Here is an 18418-nt window from a genome sequence, read left to right as displayed (position 1 = left end):
TGCTGCGGAACGACGTCCAAGACTTAGGAGTACCGTGACACGCCGCCTCTTCACGTCCGAATCGGTCACGGAAGGCCACCCGGACAAGATCGCCGATCAGATCAGTGACGGCATTCTCGATGCCTTGTTGACGCAGGATCCGCACAGTCGCGTGGCGGTGGAGACATTGATCACCACCGGTCAGGTGCACGTCGCCGGTGAGGTGACGACGAAGGCGTACGCCGACATCCCGACGATCGTGCGGGAGACGATCCTGGGTATCGGTTACGACTCGTCGAAGAAGGGGTTCGACGGGGCGTCGTGTGGGGTCAGTGTCTCGATCGGCTCCCAGTCGCCGGACATCGCGCAGGGCGTGGACAACGCGTTCGAGTTGCGGACCGGGTCATCGGAGAGCGCGTTGGACGCGCAGGGTGCCGGTGACCAGGGCATGATGTTCGGGTTCGCCTGCTCGGAGACGCCCGAGCTGATGCCGTTGCCGATCGCGCTGGCGCACCGGTTGGCGCGTCGGCTGGCCGCGGTCCGCAAGGACGGCACGGTGCCGTACCTGCGTCCGGACGGCAAGACGCAGGTCACCATCGAGTACGACGGTCTGCGGCCGGTGCGCCTGGACACGGTGGTGGTGTCCAGCCAGCACGCCGCGGACATCTCGTTGGAGTCGCTGCTCACCCCGGACGTGCGGGACCACGTCATCGCTCCGGAGTTGGAGAGCCTGGGTCTGGACACCGAGGGCTACCGGCTGCTGGTGAACCCGACCGGTCGGTTCGAGATCGGTGGCCCGATGGGTGACGCGGGTCTGACCGGGCGGAAGATCATTGTGGACACCTACGGTGGCTACGCCCGCCACGGTGGTGGGGCCTTCTCCGGCAAGGACCCGTCGAAGGTCGACCGGTCGGCCGCGTACGCGATGCGCTGGGTGGCCAAGAACGTGGTGGCCGCCGGTCTGGCGGAGCGGTGCGAGGTGCAGGTGGCGTACGCGATCGGTAAGGCGCACCCGGTGAGCCTGTTCGTGGAGACGTTCGGTACCGAGACGGTGCCGGTGGCCTCGATCGAGAAGGCGGTCACCGAGATCTTCGACCTGCGTCCGGCCGCCATCATCCGGGATCTGCACCTGCTGCGGCCGATCTACTCCCGGACCGCCGCCTACGGCCACTTCGGCCGCGAACTGCCCGAGCTGACCTGGGAGTCCACCGACCGCGCCGCCGACCTCAAGTCGGCCGCCGGAGCCTGACAACCACCCGGCGTGACGACCGGCGGCCCGCTGACGGGTCGCCGGTCGCCCGTGTCTGCGTCGACGTGCCCCTGGCCCACCTGGACCGTCCCTTCGACTACCTGGTACCGCAGGCGCTCTCCGCCGACGCCGTGCCGGGCGTACGGGTCAAGGTGCGCTTCGCCGGTCAACTCGTCGACGGCTGGCTGCTGGAGCGGACCGAACGATCCGACCACCCCAAGCTGGCGTACCTGGACAAGGTCGTCTCTGCGGTGCCGGTGCTCGCCCCGGAGGTGGCCCGGCTGGCCCGGGTCGTCGCCGACCGGTACGCCGGCAGCCTGGCCGACGTGCTGCGGCTGGCGGTGCCACCCCGGCACGCCCGGGTGGAGAAGGAGGCCACCGCCGACGCCCCGCGAAGCGACGCGGCACCCACCGATCCGCCAGGTTCGCCGGAGCCGGAGGGTGGCGCGACTACCCGGCCGGGCCGGCGCTGCTGCGGGCGCTGGCCGACGGGCGCTCTCCCGGGCGGTGTGGTCGGCGCTGCCGGGGAGGACTGGGCGGCTCGCTACGCCACCGCCGTCGCCGCCACGGTGGCCGCCGGCCGGGGGCACTGGTGGTGGTCGCCGACGGGCGTGACCTGGATCGGCTCGACGCCGCGCTGACCGCGCGGCTCGGCGCGGGCCGGCACGTCTGCCTGTCGGCCGCCCTCGGTCCGGCACGGCGGTACCGGGCGTTCCTGGCGGCCCGTCGCGGCGACGCCCCGGTGGTGATCGGCACCCGGGCGGCCATGTTCGCCCCGGTCGACCGGCTGGGTCTGGTGGCCATCTGGGACGACGGTGACGATCTGCACGCCGAGCCGCGAGCCCCTACCCGCACGCCCGCGAGGTGCTGCTCACCGGCCCAGTTGGCGGAGGCCGGCGCACTCGTCGGCGGCCACGCCCGGACCGCCGAGGCGCAGTTGCTCGTCGAGACCGGCTGGGCCCGCGAGGTGATCGCCGACCGGGCGGTGCTGCGGGCGCGTACCCCAGCGATCGTGCCGACCGGCGACGACCCGCAACTGGCCCGCGATCCGGTGCGGCGACCGCCCGGCTGCCGAGTCTGGCCTGGACCGCCGCCCGGGAGGCACTGCGCGCGGAGGCACCGGTCCTGGTGCAGGTGCCTCGGCGCGGCTACCTGCCCTCGGTGGCCTGCGCCGACTGCCGCACCCCGGCCCGCTGCCCGCACTGCGCCGGCCCACTCGCGTTGCCGTCGGCCGGCGGGTCGCCGCCTGCCGCTGGTGCGCCCGGATCGCTGCCGCGTACGCCTGTCCCCGGTGTGGCGGGCGGCGGCTGCGGGCCTCGGTCACCGGTGCCCGGCGGACCGCCGAGGAGTTGGGGCGGGCCTTCCCGGGGTGCCGGTGCGCACCTCCGGCCGGGAGGTGCTGGCCGACGTCCCCGGTGGCGCCGGTCTGGTGATCGCGACCCCGGGCGCCGAGCCGGTGGCGACCAACGGTTACGGCGCGGTCCTGTTGCTGGACACCTGGGCGTTGCTGACCCGTGCCGACCTGCGGGCCGGGGAGGAGGCGCTGCGCCGCTGGACGGCCGCCGCGGCCCTGGCCCGGCCGGCCTCCGCCGGGGCGGGTGGTGGTGGTCGCCGACGGGGCGCTCGCACCGGTGCAGGCGCTGCTGCGCTGGGACGCCGGTTGGTTCGCGGCCCGCGGCTGGCCGAGCGGCGGGAGCTGGGCTTTCCCCGGCGATGCGGATGGCCAGCGTGACGGGCCTGCCGGTGGCGGTCGCCGACCTGTTGGCGCAGGCACGGCTGCCCGACGGGGCCGAGCTGCTCGGTCCGGTGCCGGCCGACGGCGAGCGGGAGCGGATGTTGGTACGGGTGCCCAGGGCCAGGGCCGCCGCCATGGCCGGTGCGCTGCACGCGGCGGCCGGGGTGCGCAGCGCCCGCAAGGCGGCCGAACCGGTCCGCATCCAGGTCGATCCGCTCGCGCTGTTCTGACCGCAGTCGGTGACGGAGGGTACCGGTTGGTGTCCCAATCGATGCGATATGTTACCCGATCATGACTGTGAGTATCGACTCGCCCGCTCAGGGTCGCGTCCCGGAGGTCGGCCCGCACGGGGTGGTAGCATCGCCCGTCATGCCGGTGCGTACGGCGACTCCAGGTCGGGCTGGAGATGTCCGAGGGCGGCGCGACGACTGCGGGTACCGCGTCGGTCCGGCGCGGCAATCGATGATCTCAACCGGCCGGTGATCAGGGGTGGACAAGTCGTGACCGTTCGTCAGTCGATCGTCTTCAACGGTGACCTGGGCAGCGGGAAGAGCACCGTCTCCGTCGAGATCGCCAAGCGGCTCGGCCTGCGCCGGGTCAGCGTCGGTGACCTCTACCGGAAGATGGCCCAGGAGCGGCAGATGACCGCGCTCCAGCTGAATCTGCACGCCGAGCTGGACCAGGCCGTCGACGGCTATGTCGACCAGCTCCAGCGCGACATCGCCGCCTCCGGGGAGAGCCTGGTCATGGACTCCCGGCTGGCCTGGCACTTCTTCACCGACGCCCTCAAGGTGCACATGATCACCGAGCCGGGGGAGGCCGCCCGCCGGGTCCTGCTGCGCCCCTCCGGGCCGGCCGAGAGCTACACCTCACTCGACGAGGCGAAGGCGAAGCTCAGGGAACGCAGCGAGAGCGAGCGTGGCCGGTTCCTGGTCCGGTACGGCGTGGACAAGGCCCGGCTGCGTAACTACGACCTGATCTGCGACACCACCCGGGCGTCCGCCGACGAGGTGATCGAACGCATCGTCGACGCGTACGAGGGGCGGCTGGCGCCGGAGGTGCTGCGTGGTACCCCGCCGCTGCTGCTGCTCGACCCGGGCCGGGTCTACCCGACCGAGGACATCACCGGGTTGCGCGGCATGTGGGACCCGACCCACGCCAGCGAGGCCGCCGCCGACGGTGAGACCGGCCTGGAGCCCCTGGAGATCGGGTACACCGGCGAGTACTTCTTCGTGGTCAACGGGCACCGCCGACTCAGCGCCGCACTGCGCAGCGGCTCCCGGCTGGTGGCGGGCCGGCTGGTCGCCGAGGTCGAGGAGCCGGTGGTCGGTGGGGTGAGCGCGATCGACTACTTCGTCGCGCAGGCCCGCCCCAGCGTGATCCACGACTGGGAGGCGGCCCACGACCTGCACCTGCCGCTGCCCGAGCACGCCCTGCTCGCCGGCGACGCGGTGCTCGCCGGCGAGAGTCCCGCCGGCTGAGCCTGCCGCCGGCCGGCGCGGCCACCGGCAGTCCGTAGACTGGTACGGCACTACCGTCCCGCCGTGAAGGAGCCAACCCGCGTGACCGTCCAGCCCATCCGTCTGTTCGGGGATCCGGTGCTGCGCACGCCGGCCGATCCGGTGGTCGACTTCGACGTCGAGCTGCGCAAGCTCGTCGAGGACCTGACCGACACCATGCGTGAGCAGGGCGGCGCCGGTCTCGCCGCGCCGCAACTGGGTGTGGGCCTGCGGGTGTTCACCTTCGACGTCGACGACGTGCTCGGCCACCTGGTGAACCCGGTGCTGGAGTTTCCCGACGAGGAGGAGCAGGACGGCCCGGAGGGGTGCCTGTCCATTCCCGGGCTCTACTTCGACACCAAGCGCCGGCAGAACGTGATCGCCAAGGGCTTCAACGGCTACGGCGACCCGATGCAGATCGTCGGCACCGGGTTGATGGCCCGCTGCGTGCAGCACGAGACCGACCACCTCGACGGGGTGCTCTTCCTCGACCGGCTGGATCCGGCCGGTCGCAAGGAGGCGATGAAGGCGATCCGTCAGGCCGAGTGGTACGACGCCGCCGCCCCGCCGACGGTCAAGCTGAGCCCGCACGCCGCCGGCAGCCCCTTCGGTCTGGGGCGGTGACCGGGTGCGGGTGATCTTCGCTGGTACGCCGGCCGTCGCCGTTCCGGCCCTGGCCGCCGTAGCCGACTCCCGGCACGAGCTGGTCGCCGTGGTCACCCGGCCGGACGCGCCCGCCGGGCGTGGTCGGGGGCTGGTCCGCTCCCCGGTCGGCGCCTGGGCCGACGAGCGGGGTGTCGAGGTGCTGACCCCGGCGCGTCCGCGTGAGCCGGAGTTCCTGGACCGGCTGCGCGAGCTGGCGCCGGACTGCGTTCCGGTGGTCGCCTACGGCGCGCTGGTGCCGCCGGTCGCGCTGGAGATTCCCCGGCACGGCTGGGTGAACCTGCACTTCTCGCTGCTGCCGGCCTGGCGGGGCGCCGCACCCGTGCAGCACGCGGTACTGCACGGCGACGAGCTGACCGGAGCCAGCGTCTTCCACTTGGAGGAGGGGCTGGACACCGGCCCGGTCTACGGCACGCTCACCGACGAGATCCGGCCCGGGGACACCTCCGGTGACCTGCTGGAGCGCTTGGCGCACAGCGGCGCCGGACTGCTGGTCGCGGTGCTTGACGCGCTGGAGGACGGCACCGCCAGGGCCGAGCCGCAGCCGGCCGACGGAGTCTCGCTGGCCCCGAAGCTGACCGTGGAGGACGCCCGGGTGCGCTGGGGTGACCCGGCCTTCGCGGTGGACCGGCGCATCCGGGCCTGCACCCCGGCTCCCGGGCCGTGGACGACCTTCCGGGACGAGCGGGTGAAGCTCGGCCCGGTCACCCGGCACCGGACGCGCCCGACCTCAAGCCCGGTGAGCTGCTCGTGGAGAAGGCGCGGGTGCTGGCCGGCACGGCCACCGTCCCGGTGCGCCTCGGCGAGGTGCGCGCGGCCGGCAAGCGGGCCATGCCGGCGACCGACTGGGCGCGCGGTGCCCGGGTCGGCGCCGGGGAGGAGTTCGCGTGAGGAGACCGCCGCCCGCCGCAGCGGAGAGCGTCGCGGGCGGCCGCCGGTCGACCGGCCACGGTACGCGGCGTACGAGGCGGTCGCGGCGGTGCACCGCGACGACGCGTACGCCAACCTGGTGCTGCCGGCGATCCTGACCGACGCGGGACTGTTCGGCCGGGACGCCGCCTTCGCCACCGAACTGACCTACGGCACCCTGCGTCATCTCGGCACGCTCGACGCGGTCCTGACCGCCGCGGCCGGACGGGACGTGCAGCGGATCGACCCGCCGGTCCGCGACGCGCTGCGCATCGGCGCGTACCAGCTGCTGCACACCCGGGTGCCGGCGCACGCGGCGGTCTCCGCCACCGTCGACCTGGTCCGGGCGGTCGGTCAGGGTGCCACCGGTTTCGCCAACGCGGTGCTGCGCGAGGTCGCCACCCGCGACCTCGACGAATGGGTGACCCGACTGGCACCGGCGGTCGAGAGCGACCCGATCGGTCACCTCGCGCTGGCCTACAGCCATCCACAGTGGATCGTGCGGGCCTTCAACGAGGCGCTCGGTGGTGACCTCGGCGAGACCACCCGCCTGCTGATCGAGGACAACGAGCGGCCGCCGGTGCACCTGTGTGCCCGGCCCGGCCTGATTGACCCGGTCGACCTCGCCGACGAGGTGGGCGGCGCGCCCGGTGCCTTCTCGCCGTACGCGGTCTACCTCGCCGGTGGCGCGCCGGGTGAGCTGGCGGCGGTGGCCGACGGCCGGGCCCACGTCCAGGACGAGGGCTCCCAACTGGTCGCGAACGCGCTCGCCCTGGCACCGGTGGACGGCCCGGACGGCCGATGGCTCGACCTGTGCGCCGGCCCGGGCGGCAAGTCGGGTCTGCTCGGTGCCCTCGCCGTGCAGCGGGACGCCCGACTGACCGCCGTGGAGGTGGCCGAGCACCGGGCCCGGCTGGTCGCCGGTGCCACCCGAGGGCTGCCGGTGACCGTGCTGAACACCGACGGCCGGCTGGTGGGCACCGAGCCGAAACTGCCGGAGGAACACTTCGACCGGGTGCTCGTCGACGCGCCGTGCACCGGGCTCGGCTCGCTGCGCCGCCGCCCGGAGTCGCGCTGGCGGCGTCAGCCGTCCGACCTGTCCGCCCTGACCCGGTTGCAGCGTGAGTTGCTCGCCGCCGGGCTGCGGGCGGCCCGGCCGGGTGGGGTGGTGGCCTACGTGACCTGTTCGCCGCACACGGTGGAGACGCACGTGACGGTGACCGAGGCGGCCCGCCGCAGCGGCGTGCCGGTCGACTTCGTCGACGCCCGTACGGTGCTGCCGGCCGGCATGCCGGGGCTTGGCGACGGGCCGACGGTGCAGTTGTGGCCGCACCGGCACGGCACCGACGCCATGTTCCTCGCCCTGCTCCGCCGCACCTGAGCCGCGAGCCCGTCGCCGCCCGGACCCGCCTCGGGCGCGGCGGTCGGGGGAAGAGCCGCAGCGCCCGGGGCGGGTGGCTATTCGGCGGACCGGACGGGAACCCAATCCGTGAACCGTCGGTGCAGATCCGGGAACTGTCCGCCGGGCTCCAGCCCGGCAAGCTGCTCGGCGGCCTCTTCGCGCAACTCCACCAGGTGCACCATGAGCGCCGGCTTGTCCTCCCGGTACACGGCGAGCAGATTCAGCTTCGCCGGCGAGCAGGGCCAGGCAACCCCGCAGGCCCGGCACCGCCACGTCGGGCGGGACGGGACGTGTGCCTCGATCCGGCCGTTCATCCGGTCACGCTCGCGACGCCGGAGCGGGGCCGGGAGCGACGCTCGGCGTACGGGACGGGCGGGACGTTCACCGGCCGCATCCCCGCCGGCCGCAGGAACAGCGCCCGCCGCTGCGTCGCGTCCCCGTGCCGATCGAGCTGGTAGACGTCGACCCAGGCCCACCCGTCGTACGTCGCGCGTTCCAAGTGCCGGATCACCCGGACCAGGATCGGTTGGTGGAACTGCGGGGATGCTTCCCGGGCCAGGAGGTACACGCCGGGACGGACCCGGGGTGCTCCGCCCTCCCGTCCGGTCACCTGCCACGCGCCGGCTTCTGCACGGACATGGTTGCCTCCTCCGTCGTGGTTGGAGGGGGTCGCCCCGGTCTGCTCGCCCAGGGGCGACCCCCGGCGACCCGGCGAGCGGGATTGCCGTCCCAAGGCCCGCACGCGCCGCCCACGAGAACCATCGCGTGGCGAATGTGGACGACTACAGGGCGTAGGCATAGGTTCTTCAGACGTCAAGGACGTCATGTGGGAGGGCGGGCATGAATCAGGCGCTGAGGGCAGCCATGGCGGACGCGGGAGAGACCGCCGAGAGTCTCGCCGAACAGGTAGGCGTGGATCCCAAGACGGTCGCGCGGTGGGTTGCCCCGGGGCGCGTGCCGCATCCCCGACACCGCGCGGCGGCGGCTGCGGCACTAGGGCGGGACATCGAGGACATCTGGCCGGACGTTTTGAAGCGGCGCGAGCCGTCCTGGCTCCGGCCCTGGGTGGAGACGGAACTCCAGGCCACCGCGCTGCGATCCTTTCAAGTCGCGGTCATCCCGGGCCTGTTGCAGACCCCCGAGTACGCCTCGGCGGTGCTCAGCAGCGGCCTGCTCGCCCCGGACGAGGTGGCCGGTTACGTCGAGACCCGGATGCGCCGGCAGTCGTCGGTCCTGGAACGGCGCAAACCGCCGCTCTTCGTCGCGGTCATCGACGAGTTCGCGCTTCGTCGCGGCGCCCCGGACATCATGCACCCGCAGCTGGATCACCTGGTGCGGTTGGCGCAGCCTCCCAACATCCTGCTGCACGTACTGCCGCTCGACGCCGGCCTGCACCCCGGGCAGGCGGGGCCGTTCGTCATCGCCACGACGGAGGACGGCGACGTCGCGTACCTGGACGACCAGGCCGCCGGCCGGCTGACCAACGACACCGCCGCGCTCTGGTCCATTTGGGATACGCTGCGCTCGGTGGCGCTGCCGCGCCGCCAGACCATCGACTTCCTTGAGGCACGATCATGGCTGACCTGACCGGCGCCGTGTGGCGCACAAGCACCCGTAGCAGCTCGAACGGTGGCGACTGTGTCGAGGTCGCCGACAATCTTCCCGGCGTCGTCGGTGTCCGCGACTCGAAGGACCGGACCGGTCCGGCGTTGGTCTTCGCTCCAGCGGCCTGGCAGGCGTTCGTCGCCCGGGCCGCCGGCCGGTCCTGACCCGACCCGGGCGCTTCATCGCGAGCGCAGCCACGCAACCCCCATCACCATCGCCCGATGATTCGGGTACCACGCTGAAATCTTGGACAGTTTCCGTTCTTCGCTAACGGATTCTGTCCAAGATTCACCCGGCGAGGTGCCGCGACCGCGGTGGTGCCGCGACCATCGCTGGGGGCTGGGGCAGGTGACGGTGGCTCAGGTGATCGGGAGGGCTTGAGTGCCGGCGCCCTTCACCGATCGGGTCAGGGTGCGGTCGCTCATCCAGAGGAAGCATTGCACCGACCGGTTGCCGCTGCGCCACTCGCCTTCCGACGGGTGGTAGAAGATGGTGCCGACCCGGTACTGGAGGTTGCCGTCGTCCGGCACCTTGGCGTAGCGGGCGATGGCGCTGCGGCAACCGCGGTGGCTCCGCCCCGGGTTTTCCAGGAACTCCGACCAGATGCTCTCCGGTGCCTGCCACAGACCCACGAACTCGGCCCGATGCTTCGCGGTGCACTTGACGGCGACCATCTCGGTCACCTCGTCGCCCTCGGTGCGGGCGTTGAAGCAGCCGTGCCGCAGCGGCGACGACCCGTCCAGCGCACCGGCCAGGCTGGCCGTGCGTCGTACCGGTATCGGGGTGTCGAGCCCGCGCAGCTCGTGGACGTCGCAGCGGAACCACCGGGCGCCACCGGTCCACGCCTGCGGCGAGGGTAGGACGACGGTGAGCCCGATCCGGGCGCCGCGCCAGTCGCCGCCCAGTGTCTCGCGGACCTCGCGGTCGCATTCGCCGAACGCGGCGCGCATCCCCTTGCTGCCGACCGCCGGCAGCCGGGCCCCGGTCGCTTCGGTGAGCGTTCCGACGTGGAGGGTTTCGGCCCGGTGCGGCTGCGCGCAATCCACCGGTGCGTACGCGCTGAGGTAGCCGACCTCCTGCGGCTGCCCGTGGCAGGTGCCGGAGCCGGGCGTGGACACCGCCGGTGCGCCCATCGACGCCCAGTCGTCGACCAGATCACCATCGGTGCCGGCCGGCCTGGTGCAGCCGGTCGCCACCAGCGCCACCACGGTCGCCAGGGCGACTCCGGTCAGCCATCGTCGCATCCCCGTCGACCTCCCGCTCCCGCCCGTCGAAGCGGCAGCATACGGCACGGGCTCAGCGACCGTTCGAGCCGTTTCCGCACCGTGCTCAGGTGACAGGCAGTCCCTGCGGGCCCACGCCGCGCATCGAGCCGGTGAGCTTGCGGTCGTCGCTCCACAGGATGCACCGCACCCCCCGGTCGCCCTCCTCCCACTCCCGCTGTGACGGCGGGTAGAAGATGGAACCGGCGCGGTAGGGCAGGTCGGCGTTGTTGGGCACGTCCGCGAAGGCGGCGATCAGCTCCATGCACCGCTTGTGGGCCTGGCCGGACGACCGGACGAACTGCTCCCAGCTCATGTCCTGCTCGACGTAGACGCCGACGAACTCGGCGCCGTGCGGCTCGGTGCAGAGCACCGGGGCCATGTAGTTGAGGCTGTCGCCGATGAGCTTCGGGTCGAAGCAACGGTGCACCAGCGGTGAGTCACCGATCAGTGCGCCGCGCAGGCTGCCGGTGCGGTTGACCGGCCGGGTGTTGTCGATGCTGTCGGTCTCGCTCAGGTCGCAGCGGAACCAGCGGGCACCACCGTTCCAGGCCGGCGCCGACGGTAGCGAGATGTTGAGCGTCAACCGGGCGGTGTGCCAGTCACCTCCGAGCACCAGGCGCGCCCGCTGGTCGCACTCCGCGCGGGCGGTACGCAGCGCCGCCGACTCCGGTTCCGGGCGTTCGCCCTCGGCGGCGGCGTCGGTGAACGTGCCGACGTGGACCGTCTCGGCGAGATGGTTGCGAGCGCAGTCCACGGTCTCGTAGGTGCCCGCCTGGACCACCGCGGTGATCCGGGGCAGACAGGCGTCGGTGGCCGGCACGAACATGGTCGGTGCCCGCAGTGTCTGCCAGTCGTCGGTGAGATCGCCGTCGGTTCCGCCCGGCCGCACGCAGCCGCTGAGCACCATCGCAGCCACACTGGCCAGCGCCAGTGCCGCGAGCCACCGTCGCATCGTCCGCCCTTTCCGGGAGCTGCCGCCCGGCTGCCGGCTCCCGCGCCCACCGGCCTGCACGATACGTCACCGTCCCCGATGGAGTGTTGCCGCGAATCGGTCGTCTGGCCAGTGGAAGCTGAGCTTCATTCCGTTTCATCGGTGCCGAAGGGGGTCATTCTGCACCATTGGTCACCTCCGGGTCACGGGGTGTCCCGGTTGCTGGCACGCTGCCGCGGCTGCTGGCCGCGTTCGTACACTGGCCCTGTGACCGTACCGCCGCCGATCGTCGCGCCCAGCATCCTCGCCGCCGATTTCTCCCGTCTCGCCGAGGAGGTCCGTGCCGTCGAGGACGCTGCGGACTGGTTGCACGTCGACGTCATGGACAACCACTTCGTGCCGAACCTGACCATCGGGCTGCCCGTGGTGCAGAGCCTGCGGGCCGCCACCAAGCTGCCCTTCGACGTACACCTGATGATCACCGACCCGAAGCGTTGGGCGCCCGGCTACGCCGACGCGGGGGCGTACAACGTCACCTTCCACGCCGAGGCCTGCGACGACCCGGTGGCGTTGGCCCGGGACCTACGGGCGGCCGGTGCCAAGGCGGGGCTGGCGATCGACCGGGACACCCCGATCGAGCCGTACCTCGACCTGCTGCCCAGCTTCGACACGCTGCTGGTCATGACCATCAAGGCCGGGTTCGGCGGGCAGCGCTTCCTCCCGCAGCTGTTGGACAAGGTCCGCACCGCGCGTCGCCACGTCGACGCCGGCCACCTGGAGCTGCGCATCGAGGTCGACGGCGGGATCGCCGCCGACACCATCGAGCAGGCGGCCGCGGCGGGGGCCGACGCCTTCGTGGCCGGCACCGCCGTCTACGGCGCCGACGACCCGGCCGAGGCGGTACGCCGGCTGCGCGGGCTGGCCGAGCGCGCGGCGGCCGGGGCCTGACGTGGACACCCCCGACGACGATCGCAAGGACGTGATCCTCGTCGTCGACGACGACGAGGACATCGCCCGCTTCGTCGAGTTCAACCTGCGTCTGCAGGGCTTCGACGTGATCCTCGCCGCCGACGGCCAGGAGGCGCTGGAGCTGATCGAACGCCAACGGCCGGACCTGGCCGTGGTCGACCTGATGATGCCCCGGGTGGACGGGCTGGAACTGACCCGACGCCTGCGCGCCGACCCGATGACCGCCGCCCTGCCGGTGATCATGTTGACGGCCAAGGGAATGACCCAGGACAAGGTCCACGGGCTCAACGCCGGCGCCGACGACTACCTGGTCAAGCCCTTCGACAACGCCGAGCTGGTCGCCCGGGTCAGCTCCACGCTGCGGCGCAACAAGGAGTTCCGGGAGGTCTCCCCGCTGACCGGCCTGCCGGGCAACAGCCGGATCCGCCGGGAGATCGCCGACCGGGTCCGTGGTGGCGCGGACTACGCCGTCGGCTACATCGACATCGACCGGTTCAAGAGCGTCAACGACCGGTACGGGTTCGTCCGGGGCGACGGGTTCATCTCGGCACTGGCCCGCAGCCTGCACCGGGCGGTGGTCGCGGTGGCCCTGCCGCCGGCCTTCCTCGGCCACGTCGGCGGTGACGATTTCGTCTTCGTGTGCACGCCGGAGCAGGTGCGGCCGCTCACCCTGCGGGTGTCGGCGGACTTCGAGAAGGCCGCGGACGCCCTCTACGATCCCACCGACCGGGAACGCGGCTACGTGGAGTTGAAGGACCGGCGCGGCAACATCCGCCGGGCGGCGCTGGTCACCCTCTCCATCGGGGTCGCGATCTCCGACACCGACAAGCGCATCACCGACCCGCTGGAGGCGATGACGGTCGCCTCCGAGATGAAGACCGTGGCGAAGAGCCAACCCGGCTCGTACGTGGCGGTGGATCGTCGTCGCGGTGTCGCCGACCCCGGTCACCGTCATGTGAAGTAGCTCGCCCGGGTGGCCCGGTGCCCCGCCGGACGTGTAAGACTTTGCTCAGTACCCACCACGCGCTGGCGGGACTCGGTGTAATTCCGAACCGGCGGTGATCCACGGTCCGACCGTGGTAAGCCCGCGACCCGGGAGCGGTTCGTCCGCCCGGTGGACCTGGTGAGAATCCGGGGCCGACGGTTGGGGGCGGTTCGTCCGCGCCCAGACAGTCCGGATGGGAGACAGCGCGCGGGACGGAAGGGGGCCGTGTGGCTCGCCGGGCTCCGGCGTGCGCGCGTCCCGACCGGGGCGGCTGTGCCGTACCCGGACTCCGCCTGCCCGTGGCCACCTGGCCGAACTCCCTGCCCGCGCGTACGAGCGAGAGGGCAACGGCAGGCGATGGCGAGCGTCTCCGTGGACGAGGCGATGCGTCGGGCGATCGAACTCGCGGCGCGCGGGCTCGGCACCACAAGTCCCAATCCCGTCGTCGGCTGCGTGCTGCTCGACGCCGACGGCGAGGTGGTCGGCGAGGGCTTCCACGCGTACGCCGGGGGACCGCACGCGGAGATCGTCGCGCTGGCCCAGGCCGGCAAGCGGGCCAAGGGTGGCACGGCGGTGGTCACCCTGGAACCCTGCGACCACGTCGGCCGCACCAGCCCCTGTAGCACCGCGCTGGTCCAGGCGGGGGTGGCTCGGGTCGTCATCGCGGTGCCGGATCCCAACCCGGTCGCCACCGGCGGCGCGGCCACGTTGCGGTCCGCCGGCATCCGGGTCGACGTGGGAGTTCGCGAGGCCGAGGCGGAGGCCGGCAACGTGGCCTGGCTGACCACCATGCGCCGAGGCTGGCCGTACGTGATCTGGAAGTACGCGGCGACCCTCGACGGTCGTTCCGCGGCGGCCGACGGCACCAGCATGTGGATCACCTCCGAGGCCGCCCGGATGGACGTGCACGCGCTGCGCGCCACCGTCGACGCGGTGGTGGTCGGTGTCGGCACGGTCCTCGCCGACGATCCCCGGCTCACCGTGCGCAACCTGCGTGACGGCAGTCTGGCCATCCGGCAGCCGCTGCGCGTGGTGGTCGACTCGGCCGGGCGTACCCCTGGCGACGCCCGGGTCCGCGACGGCGCCGCCCGCACCTGGGTGGCCACCGCCGCCGAGGTGGGCACCGGCCCGGACGGCGGGGTGGACCTGCCGGCGCTGCTCGCCGCCCTGCGCACCCGTGGGGTACGGGCGGTGCTGCTGGAGGGCGGGCCCCGGCTCGCCGGGGCGTTCCTCGCCGCCGGCCTGGTCGACCGGGTGGTCGGCTACCTCGCACCCCGGCTGCTCGGTGCCGGGCCCGCCGCGCTCGTCGACGCGGGTGTGAGCACCATCGCTGAGGCGATCGACCTGGAACTCACCGACGTTACGCAGGTCGGTCCCGACCTGCGGATCACCGCGCTGCCCCGGAAGAGGGAGGGCTAGGCATGTTCACCGGCATCGTCGAGGAACTGGGCGAGGTCGTCGGGATGACCCCGACGGCGGAGGACTCGACCCTGGTAGCGGTCCGTGGCCCACTGGTCACCTCCGACGCACGGCACGGCGACTCGATCGCGGTCAACGGCGTCTGCCTGACCGTCGTCGACGTCGACGGCGGGGTGTTCACCGCCGACGTGATGGGCGAGACGCTGCGCCGCTCGGCGCTGGGCGCGCTGCGTACCGGCGACCGGGTCAACCTGGAGCGGGCCGCCGCGCTGGGCAGCCGCCTCGGCGGTCACCTGGTGCAGGGGCACGTCGACGGCGTGGGCGAGGTGCTCTCCCGCGAGCCGGCGGCGCGCTGGGAGACGGTCCGGTTCCGGTTGCCCGCCGGGCTGTCCCGCTACGTGGTGGAGAAGGGCTCGATCACCGTCGACGGGGTTTCGCTGACCGTCACCGAGGTGGGCGACGACTGGTTCGCCGTCGGCCTGATCCCCACCACCCTGTCGGCGACCACCCTCGGCACCCGGTCCGTCGGTGATCCGGTCAACCTGGAGGTGGACGTGCTGGGCAAGTACGTCGAGCGGCTGCTGGGCGCTCGCGCGGCCGACGGGGCGGAGGTGCCGGCATGACCTTCGCTGACATCGAGCAGGCCCTGGCCGAGATCGCCGCCGGCCGCCCGGTCGTGGTGGTCGACGACGCCGACCGGGAGAACGAGGGCGACCTGATCTTCGCGGCCGAGCTGGCCACCCCGGAACTGCTGGCCTTCACGGTGCGGCACACCTCGGGCTTCATCTGCGTACCGCTCACCGAGAGCGAGTGCGACCGGCTCGACCTGCCGCCCATGCACCACACCAACCAGGACCAGCGGCAGACCGCCTACACGGTGACCGTCGACGCCCGGGAAGGAGTCACCACCGGCATCTCGGCGGCCGACCGGGCACACACCATCCGGCTGCTCGCCGACCCGGCCACCGGCCCGACGGACCTGGCCCGCCCGGGGCACGTGGTGCCGCTGCGGGCCCGCTCGGGTGGGGTGCTGCGACGGCCCGGACACACCGAGGCGGCCGTGGACCTGACCCGGCTGGCCGGGCTGCGCCCGGCCGGGGTGCTCTGCGAGCTGGTCAACGACGACGGCACCATAATGCGGCTGCCGGACCTGGAGAAGTTCTGCGCCGAGCACTTGCTGACGCTTGTCACCATCGCGGATCTGATCGCCTACCGGCGGCGCACCGAGAAGCAGGTCGAGCTGGTCGCGGACGCCCGGATGCCCACCGAGCACGGGGTTTTCCGGGCCCTGGGCTACCGCAGCGAGTACGACTCGGCCGAGCACGTGGCGCTGGTCATGGGCGACATCGGCGACGGCCGTGACGTGCTGGTCCGGGTGCACTCGGAGTGCCTGACCGGTGACGTCTTCTCGTCGGTGCGCTGTGACTGCGGGCCGCAACTCAACGCCGCCCTGGACCGGGTGGCTCGCGAGGGGCGGGGCGTGGTCCTCTACGTGCGTGGTCACGAGGGGCGTGGCATCGGGCTGCTGCACAAGCTCCAGGCGTACCAGTTGCAGGACCAGGGCCGTGACACGGTGGACGCCAACCTCGACCTCGGCCTGCCGGCCGACGCGCGTGACTACGGTACCGGCGCGCAGATCCTCTACGACCTCGGGGTCCGCTCGATGCGGTTGTTGACAAACAACCCGGCCAAGCGGGCGGGGCTGGAGGGCTACGGCCTGACCATCACCGGCCGCGAGGGGCTGCCGGTGCGTCCGCACCCGGAAAACGTACGTTACCTACGGACCAAGCGGGACCGGATGGGGCACCTGCTCGACCAGCTGGACGAGGCCGCCGAAGCGCCGATGGGGCGTACGGTGCCCGGCACAGAGATCGGAGCGTAGGCGAGATGGCGGGTTTCGGGGAGCCGGGTTCGGCTCCGGTCGACGCGGCGGGGATGACCGTCGGTGTGGTCGCCGCGCGCTGGCACGGTGAGCTGACCGACCACATGCTCGACCGGGCGGTGGCCGCCGCGCAGGCGTGCGGTGCCCGGGCGGTGGTGGCCCGGGTGGCCGGCTCGGTGGAGCTGCCCGTGGTGGCGCAGGCGCTGGCCCGGCGCTGTGACGTGGTGGTCGCCCTCGGCGTGGTGGTACGCGGTGCCACCGCCCACTTCGACTACGTCTGCCGGTCGGTCACCGACGGGCTGACCCGGGTCGCCCTGGACGAGGGCAAGCCGGTCGCCCACGGCGTGCTGACCGTGGACAACATCGAGCAGGCCCGCGACCGGGCCGGCCTGCCCGGATCCGCCGAGGACAAGGGCTGGACGTCGACGGTGGCCGCCCTCGACGCCGCCCTGGCCATCCGCCAGGCGGCCGCCGCCCCCGCCCACCCCGTCGGCTTCACCTCCTGACCCACCGACCCCGCCCCCGTCCCACCCCCTGCCCGGTTGATCAAGAAGTTCGCGTCAAGAAATCGTGGCGTGCTCGGGCGACCGAAACTTCTTGATCAACACGTGGTGCGGCGGGTGGGGGGACGGGCGGGGGAGGGCACAGTCAGGTGAGGTTGGGGGCCTTGGCGGTCTGGGTGAGCCATTGCTGTTCGAGTTCTTCGAGGACGCCGTCGCTGGCGAGACGTCCGACCGCCGCGCTGACGCAGCCGGCGAGCGGCGAGTCCTTCGCCAGCAGCAGTCCGAACGCCTCCGGGCTGCCCACCTGGGGGAGCTGCCCGACGATCACCGCGTCGTCGATCTTCCCGCCGGTGAGGTCGAACGCGGTGGGCAGGTCCACCACCAGGCCGTCGATCCGCCCGCTGCGCAACGCCTTCGCGGCCTCGTCGCGGGATTTGTAGGTCCGCGGTTCGGAGCTCGGCCGCAGCAGGTCGGTGATGGCCTGGTGGCTGGTCGTATCGGCCTGCGCGCCGAGTCGGGCGTCACGCAGCTCGGCCAGCGCCTTCCGGTCGGCGATCTTGGAGGACTCCAGCGCGACCACCGCCTGCCGGACCAGGTGGTACGGCGCGGAGAAGTCGACCGCCTGCTTGTGCTCCTCGGTCATCGAGTACCTGTCGATGCCGAAGTCGAAGGTCTTCGGCCCGGGGGCGACGGCGGCGTCGGACGCCACCCGTGTCCAGGTGACGTCGTCGCGGGCGTAGCCGAGCTGCTCCGCCACCGCGTAGGCGACGGCGGACTCGAAACCCTTACCGTTCGCCGGCTTGTCGTCGACGAACCACGGCTCGTCGGCCGGCTCGCCGGTGGCGATGGTGAGCTTGCCCGGCGTCTGGGTGGGCAGGCTGTCCTTGACGCAGGCCATCGACACGGTCGGCATGGGCGCGGGCTGGGCCTGCGGCGTGCAGGCACTGGCCGCGAGCAGGACGGCCGCCGCGGAGGCGAACGCGAGGGTACGCGGGGTGGTGACCATGGCGGACAGCGTACGACCAACATAGGCGAAGATCGAAGGGTTGTCCCACCGCCCCGGTCGGTGTGCCTCCCGTCCACCGGTCACCACCGACCCGGTGCTCGGGTCCACCCTCGGCGACTGCGAGAATCCGTCTCCGTGAAGACGTTCGAGGAGTTGTTCGCGGAGTTGCAGGCCAAGGCCGCGGCCGGCACCCCCGGCTCGGGCACGGTCGCCGCACTGGAGAAGGGCGTGCACTTCATCGGCAAGAAGGTCGTCGAGGAGGCCGCCGAGTCGTGGATGGCCGCCGAGCACGAGGGGCCCGAGCGCACCGCCGAGGAGATCTCCCAGCTGCTCTACCAGGTCCAGGTGCTGATGCTCGCCAGCGGTCTCGACCTCAAGGACGTCTACCGACATCTGTGAGTGCCCCCACCGTCGACC

The 18418-nt window shown here is 72.5% G+C and carries 18 protein-coding genes, 2 pseudogenes and 1 riboswitch; of the genes and pseudogenes, 15 read left to right on the top strand and 5 right to left on the bottom strand.

Features of this window, described 5'->3' with window-relative positions; all coding sequences use genetic code 11:
• Positions 1-34 precede the first annotated feature (34 nt).
• From metK to ENC19_RS00265, 6 genes and pseudogenes are all read left to right on the top strand, one after another.
• The gene (metK, locus tag ENC19_RS00290) at positions 35-1228 is read left to right on the top strand and encodes a methionine adenosyltransferase (RefSeq protein ID WP_164445163.1); all 1194 of its coding nucleotides are present in this window, start codon (positions 35-37) and stop codon (positions 1226-1228) included.
• Positions 1229-1293: 65 nt separating this feature from the next.
• A pseudogene (locus ENC19_RS00285) lies at positions 1294-3193 on the top strand (primosomal protein N').
• A gap of 270 nt (positions 3194-3463) precedes the next feature.
• The gene (locus tag ENC19_RS00280; RefSeq protein ID WP_164445162.1) at positions 3464-4444 is read left to right on the top strand and encodes an AAA family ATPase; all 981 of its coding nucleotides are present in this window, start codon (positions 3464-3466) and stop codon (positions 4442-4444) included.
• Positions 4445-4525: 81 nt separating this feature from the next.
• Entirely contained in the window at positions 4526-5086 is a 561-nt protein-coding gene (gene def, locus ENC19_RS00275) for a peptide deformylase (protein ID WP_164445161.1), read from the top strand.
• A gap of 4 nt (positions 5087-5090) precedes the next feature.
• Positions 5091-6016, top strand: a pseudogene (fmt, locus tag ENC19_RS00270) (methionyl-tRNA formyltransferase).
• Positions 5982-7415 carry an RsmB/NOP family class I SAM-dependent RNA methyltransferase gene (locus ENC19_RS00265; RefSeq protein WP_164445160.1) on the top strand — a complete coding sequence of 478 codons (1434 nt, stop codon included), beginning with the start codon at positions 5982-5984 and terminating at the stop codon, positions 7413-7415. Before fmt ends, ENC19_RS00265 begins: the two are co-directional and overlap by 35 nt.
• 77 nt (positions 7416-7492) lie before the next feature.
• Here the strand turns inward: ENC19_RS00265 and ENC19_RS00260 are convergent, their stop codons facing one another.
• Entirely contained in the window at positions 7493-7750 is a 258-nt protein-coding gene (locus tag ENC19_RS00260; RefSeq protein ID WP_164445159.1) for a flavin reductase, read from the bottom strand.
• A complete protein-coding gene (locus tag ENC19_RS00255) occupies positions 7747-8046 on the bottom strand; it encodes a hypothetical protein (RefSeq protein ID WP_164445158.1) in 300 nt (99 codons plus the stop codon). The genes ENC19_RS00260 and ENC19_RS00255 overlap by 4 nt, the downstream gene beginning before the upstream one ends.
• Before the next feature lie 230 nt (positions 8047-8276).
• Between ENC19_RS00255 and ENC19_RS00250 the strand changes: the two genes are divergently transcribed.
• Together ENC19_RS00250 and ENC19_RS00245 are read left to right on the top strand one after the other, a co-directional pair.
• Complete coding sequence (locus tag ENC19_RS00250) at positions 8277-9023, top strand: DUF5753 domain-containing protein (RefSeq protein WP_164445157.1); 747 nt, start codon at positions 8277-8279, stop codon at positions 9021-9023.
• Complete coding sequence (locus ENC19_RS00245) at positions 9011-9205, top strand: DUF397 domain-containing protein (RefSeq protein ID WP_093404304.1); 195 nt, start codon at positions 9011-9013, stop codon at positions 9203-9205. Before ENC19_RS00250 ends, ENC19_RS00245 begins: the two co-directional genes overlap by 13 nt.
• A 195-nt stretch (positions 9206-9400) precedes the next feature.
• Here ENC19_RS00245 and ENC19_RS00240 read toward each other — a convergent pair whose 3' ends face one another.
• Positions 9401-10285 carry a septum formation family protein gene (locus ENC19_RS00240; protein ID WP_164445156.1) on the bottom strand — a complete coding sequence of 295 codons (885 nt, stop codon included), beginning with the start codon at positions 10283-10285 and terminating at the stop codon, positions 9401-9403.
• 85 nt (positions 10286-10370) lie between these two features.
• Positions 10371-11258 (bottom strand): septum formation family protein, encoded by an 888-nt coding sequence (locus tag ENC19_RS00235; RefSeq protein ID WP_164445155.1) that lies wholly within the window; start codon positions 11256-11258, stop codon positions 10371-10373.
• Positions 11259-11504: 246 nt separating this feature from the next.
• Between ENC19_RS00235 and rpe the strand changes: the two genes are divergently transcribed.
• The 6 genes from rpe to ribH all read left to right on the top strand — a co-directional run bounded on the left by rpe (position 11505) and on the right by ribH (position 16998).
• Entirely contained in the window at positions 11505-12185 is a 681-nt protein-coding gene (rpe, locus tag ENC19_RS00230; RefSeq protein ID WP_093404294.1) for a ribulose-phosphate 3-epimerase, read from the top strand.
• A gap of 1 nt (position 12186) precedes the next feature.
• Positions 12187-13170, top strand: coding sequence for a response regulator (locus tag ENC19_RS00225; RefSeq protein ID WP_164445154.1), 984 nt, complete (start codon positions 12187-12189; stop codon positions 13168-13170).
• 57 nt (positions 13171-13227) lie between these two features.
• Positions 13228-13400: riboswitch (FMN riboswitch) on the top strand.
• Positions 13401-13548: 148 nt separating this feature from the next.
• Positions 13549-14610, top strand: coding sequence for a bifunctional diaminohydroxyphosphoribosylaminopyrimidine deaminase/5-amino-6-(5-phosphoribosylamino)uracil reductase RibD (gene ribD / locus ENC19_RS00220; RefSeq protein ID WP_164445153.1), 1062 nt, complete (start codon positions 13549-13551; stop codon positions 14608-14610).
• A gap of 2 nt (positions 14611-14612) precedes the next feature.
• Positions 14613-15233 carry a riboflavin synthase gene (locus tag ENC19_RS00215; protein WP_164445152.1) on the top strand — a complete coding sequence of 207 codons (621 nt, stop codon included), beginning with the start codon at positions 14613-14615 and terminating at the stop codon, positions 15231-15233.
• A complete protein-coding gene (locus tag ENC19_RS00210; protein ID WP_164445151.1) occupies positions 15230-16492 on the top strand; it encodes a bifunctional 3,4-dihydroxy-2-butanone-4-phosphate synthase/GTP cyclohydrolase II in 1263 nt (420 codons plus the stop codon). The genes ENC19_RS00215 and ENC19_RS00210 overlap by 4 nt, the downstream gene beginning before the upstream one ends.
• A 5-nt stretch (positions 16493-16497) precedes the next feature.
• Positions 16498-16998, top strand: coding sequence for a 6,7-dimethyl-8-ribityllumazine synthase (ribH, locus tag ENC19_RS00205; RefSeq protein WP_164445150.1), 501 nt, complete (start codon positions 16498-16500; stop codon positions 16996-16998).
• Between the two features lie 142 nt (positions 16999-17140).
• Here ribH and ENC19_RS00200 read toward each other — a convergent pair whose 3' ends face one another.
• Positions 17141-18001, bottom strand: coding sequence for an ABC transporter substrate-binding protein (locus ENC19_RS00200; protein WP_164445149.1), 861 nt, complete (start codon positions 17999-18001; stop codon positions 17141-17143).
• Between the two features lie 135 nt (positions 18002-18136).
• Between ENC19_RS00200 and ENC19_RS00195 the strand changes: the two genes are divergently transcribed.
• A complete protein-coding gene (locus ENC19_RS00195; RefSeq protein ID WP_088947482.1) occupies positions 18137-18400 on the top strand; it encodes a phosphoribosyl-ATP diphosphatase in 264 nt (87 codons plus the stop codon).
• Positions 18401-18418 lie beyond the last annotated feature (18 nt).

It is taken from the genome of Verrucosispora sioxanthis (genome assembly GCF_010560025.1).
Taxonomy (GTDB): domain Bacteria; phylum Actinomycetota; class Actinomycetes; order Mycobacteriales; family Micromonosporaceae; genus Micromonospora; species Micromonospora palythoicola.
Note: the sequence above shows the minus strand (reverse complement) of the source record. Positions and strands in the feature narration are given on the sequence as shown.

What these genes read in the sequence shown, in the direction of transcription:
- ENC19_RS00260 (WP_164445159.1), bottom strand. Translation starts at nt 7,750, where the DNA reads ATGAACGGCCGGATCGAGGCACACGTCCCGTCCCGCCCGACGTGGCGG.
- ENC19_RS00250 (WP_164445157.1), top strand. Translation starts at nt 8,277, where the DNA reads ATGAATCAGGCGCTGAGGGCAGCCATGGCGGACGCGGGAGAGACCGCC.
- ENC19_RS00245 (WP_093404304.1), top strand. Translation starts at nt 9,011, where the DNA reads ATGGCTGACCTGACCGGCGCCGTGTGGCGCACAAGCACCCGTAGCAGC.
- ENC19_RS00240 (WP_164445156.1), bottom strand. Translation starts at nt 10,285, where the DNA reads ATGCGACGATGGCTGACCGGAGTCGCCCTGGCGACCGTGGTGGCGCTG.
- ENC19_RS00235 (WP_164445155.1), bottom strand. Translation starts at nt 11,258, where the DNA reads ATGCGACGGTGGCTCGCGGCACTGGCGCTGGCCAGTGTGGCTGCGATG.
- ribD (WP_164445153.1), top strand. Translation starts at nt 13,549, where the DNA reads ATGGCGAGCGTCTCCGTGGACGAGGCGATGCGTCGGGCGATCGAACTC.
- ENC19_RS00215 (WP_164445152.1), top strand. Translation starts at nt 14,613, where the DNA reads ATGTTCACCGGCATCGTCGAGGAACTGGGCGAGGTCGTCGGGATGACC.
- ENC19_RS00210 (WP_164445151.1), top strand. Translation starts at nt 15,230, where the DNA reads ATGACCTTCGCTGACATCGAGCAGGCCCTGGCCGAGATCGCCGCCGGC.
- ribH (WP_164445150.1), top strand. Translation starts at nt 16,498, where the DNA reads ATGGCGGGTTTCGGGGAGCCGGGTTCGGCTCCGGTCGACGCGGCGGGG.
- ENC19_RS00200 (WP_164445149.1), bottom strand. Translation starts at nt 18,001, where the DNA reads ATGGTCACCACCCCGCGTACCCTCGCGTTCGCCTCCGCGGCGGCCGTC.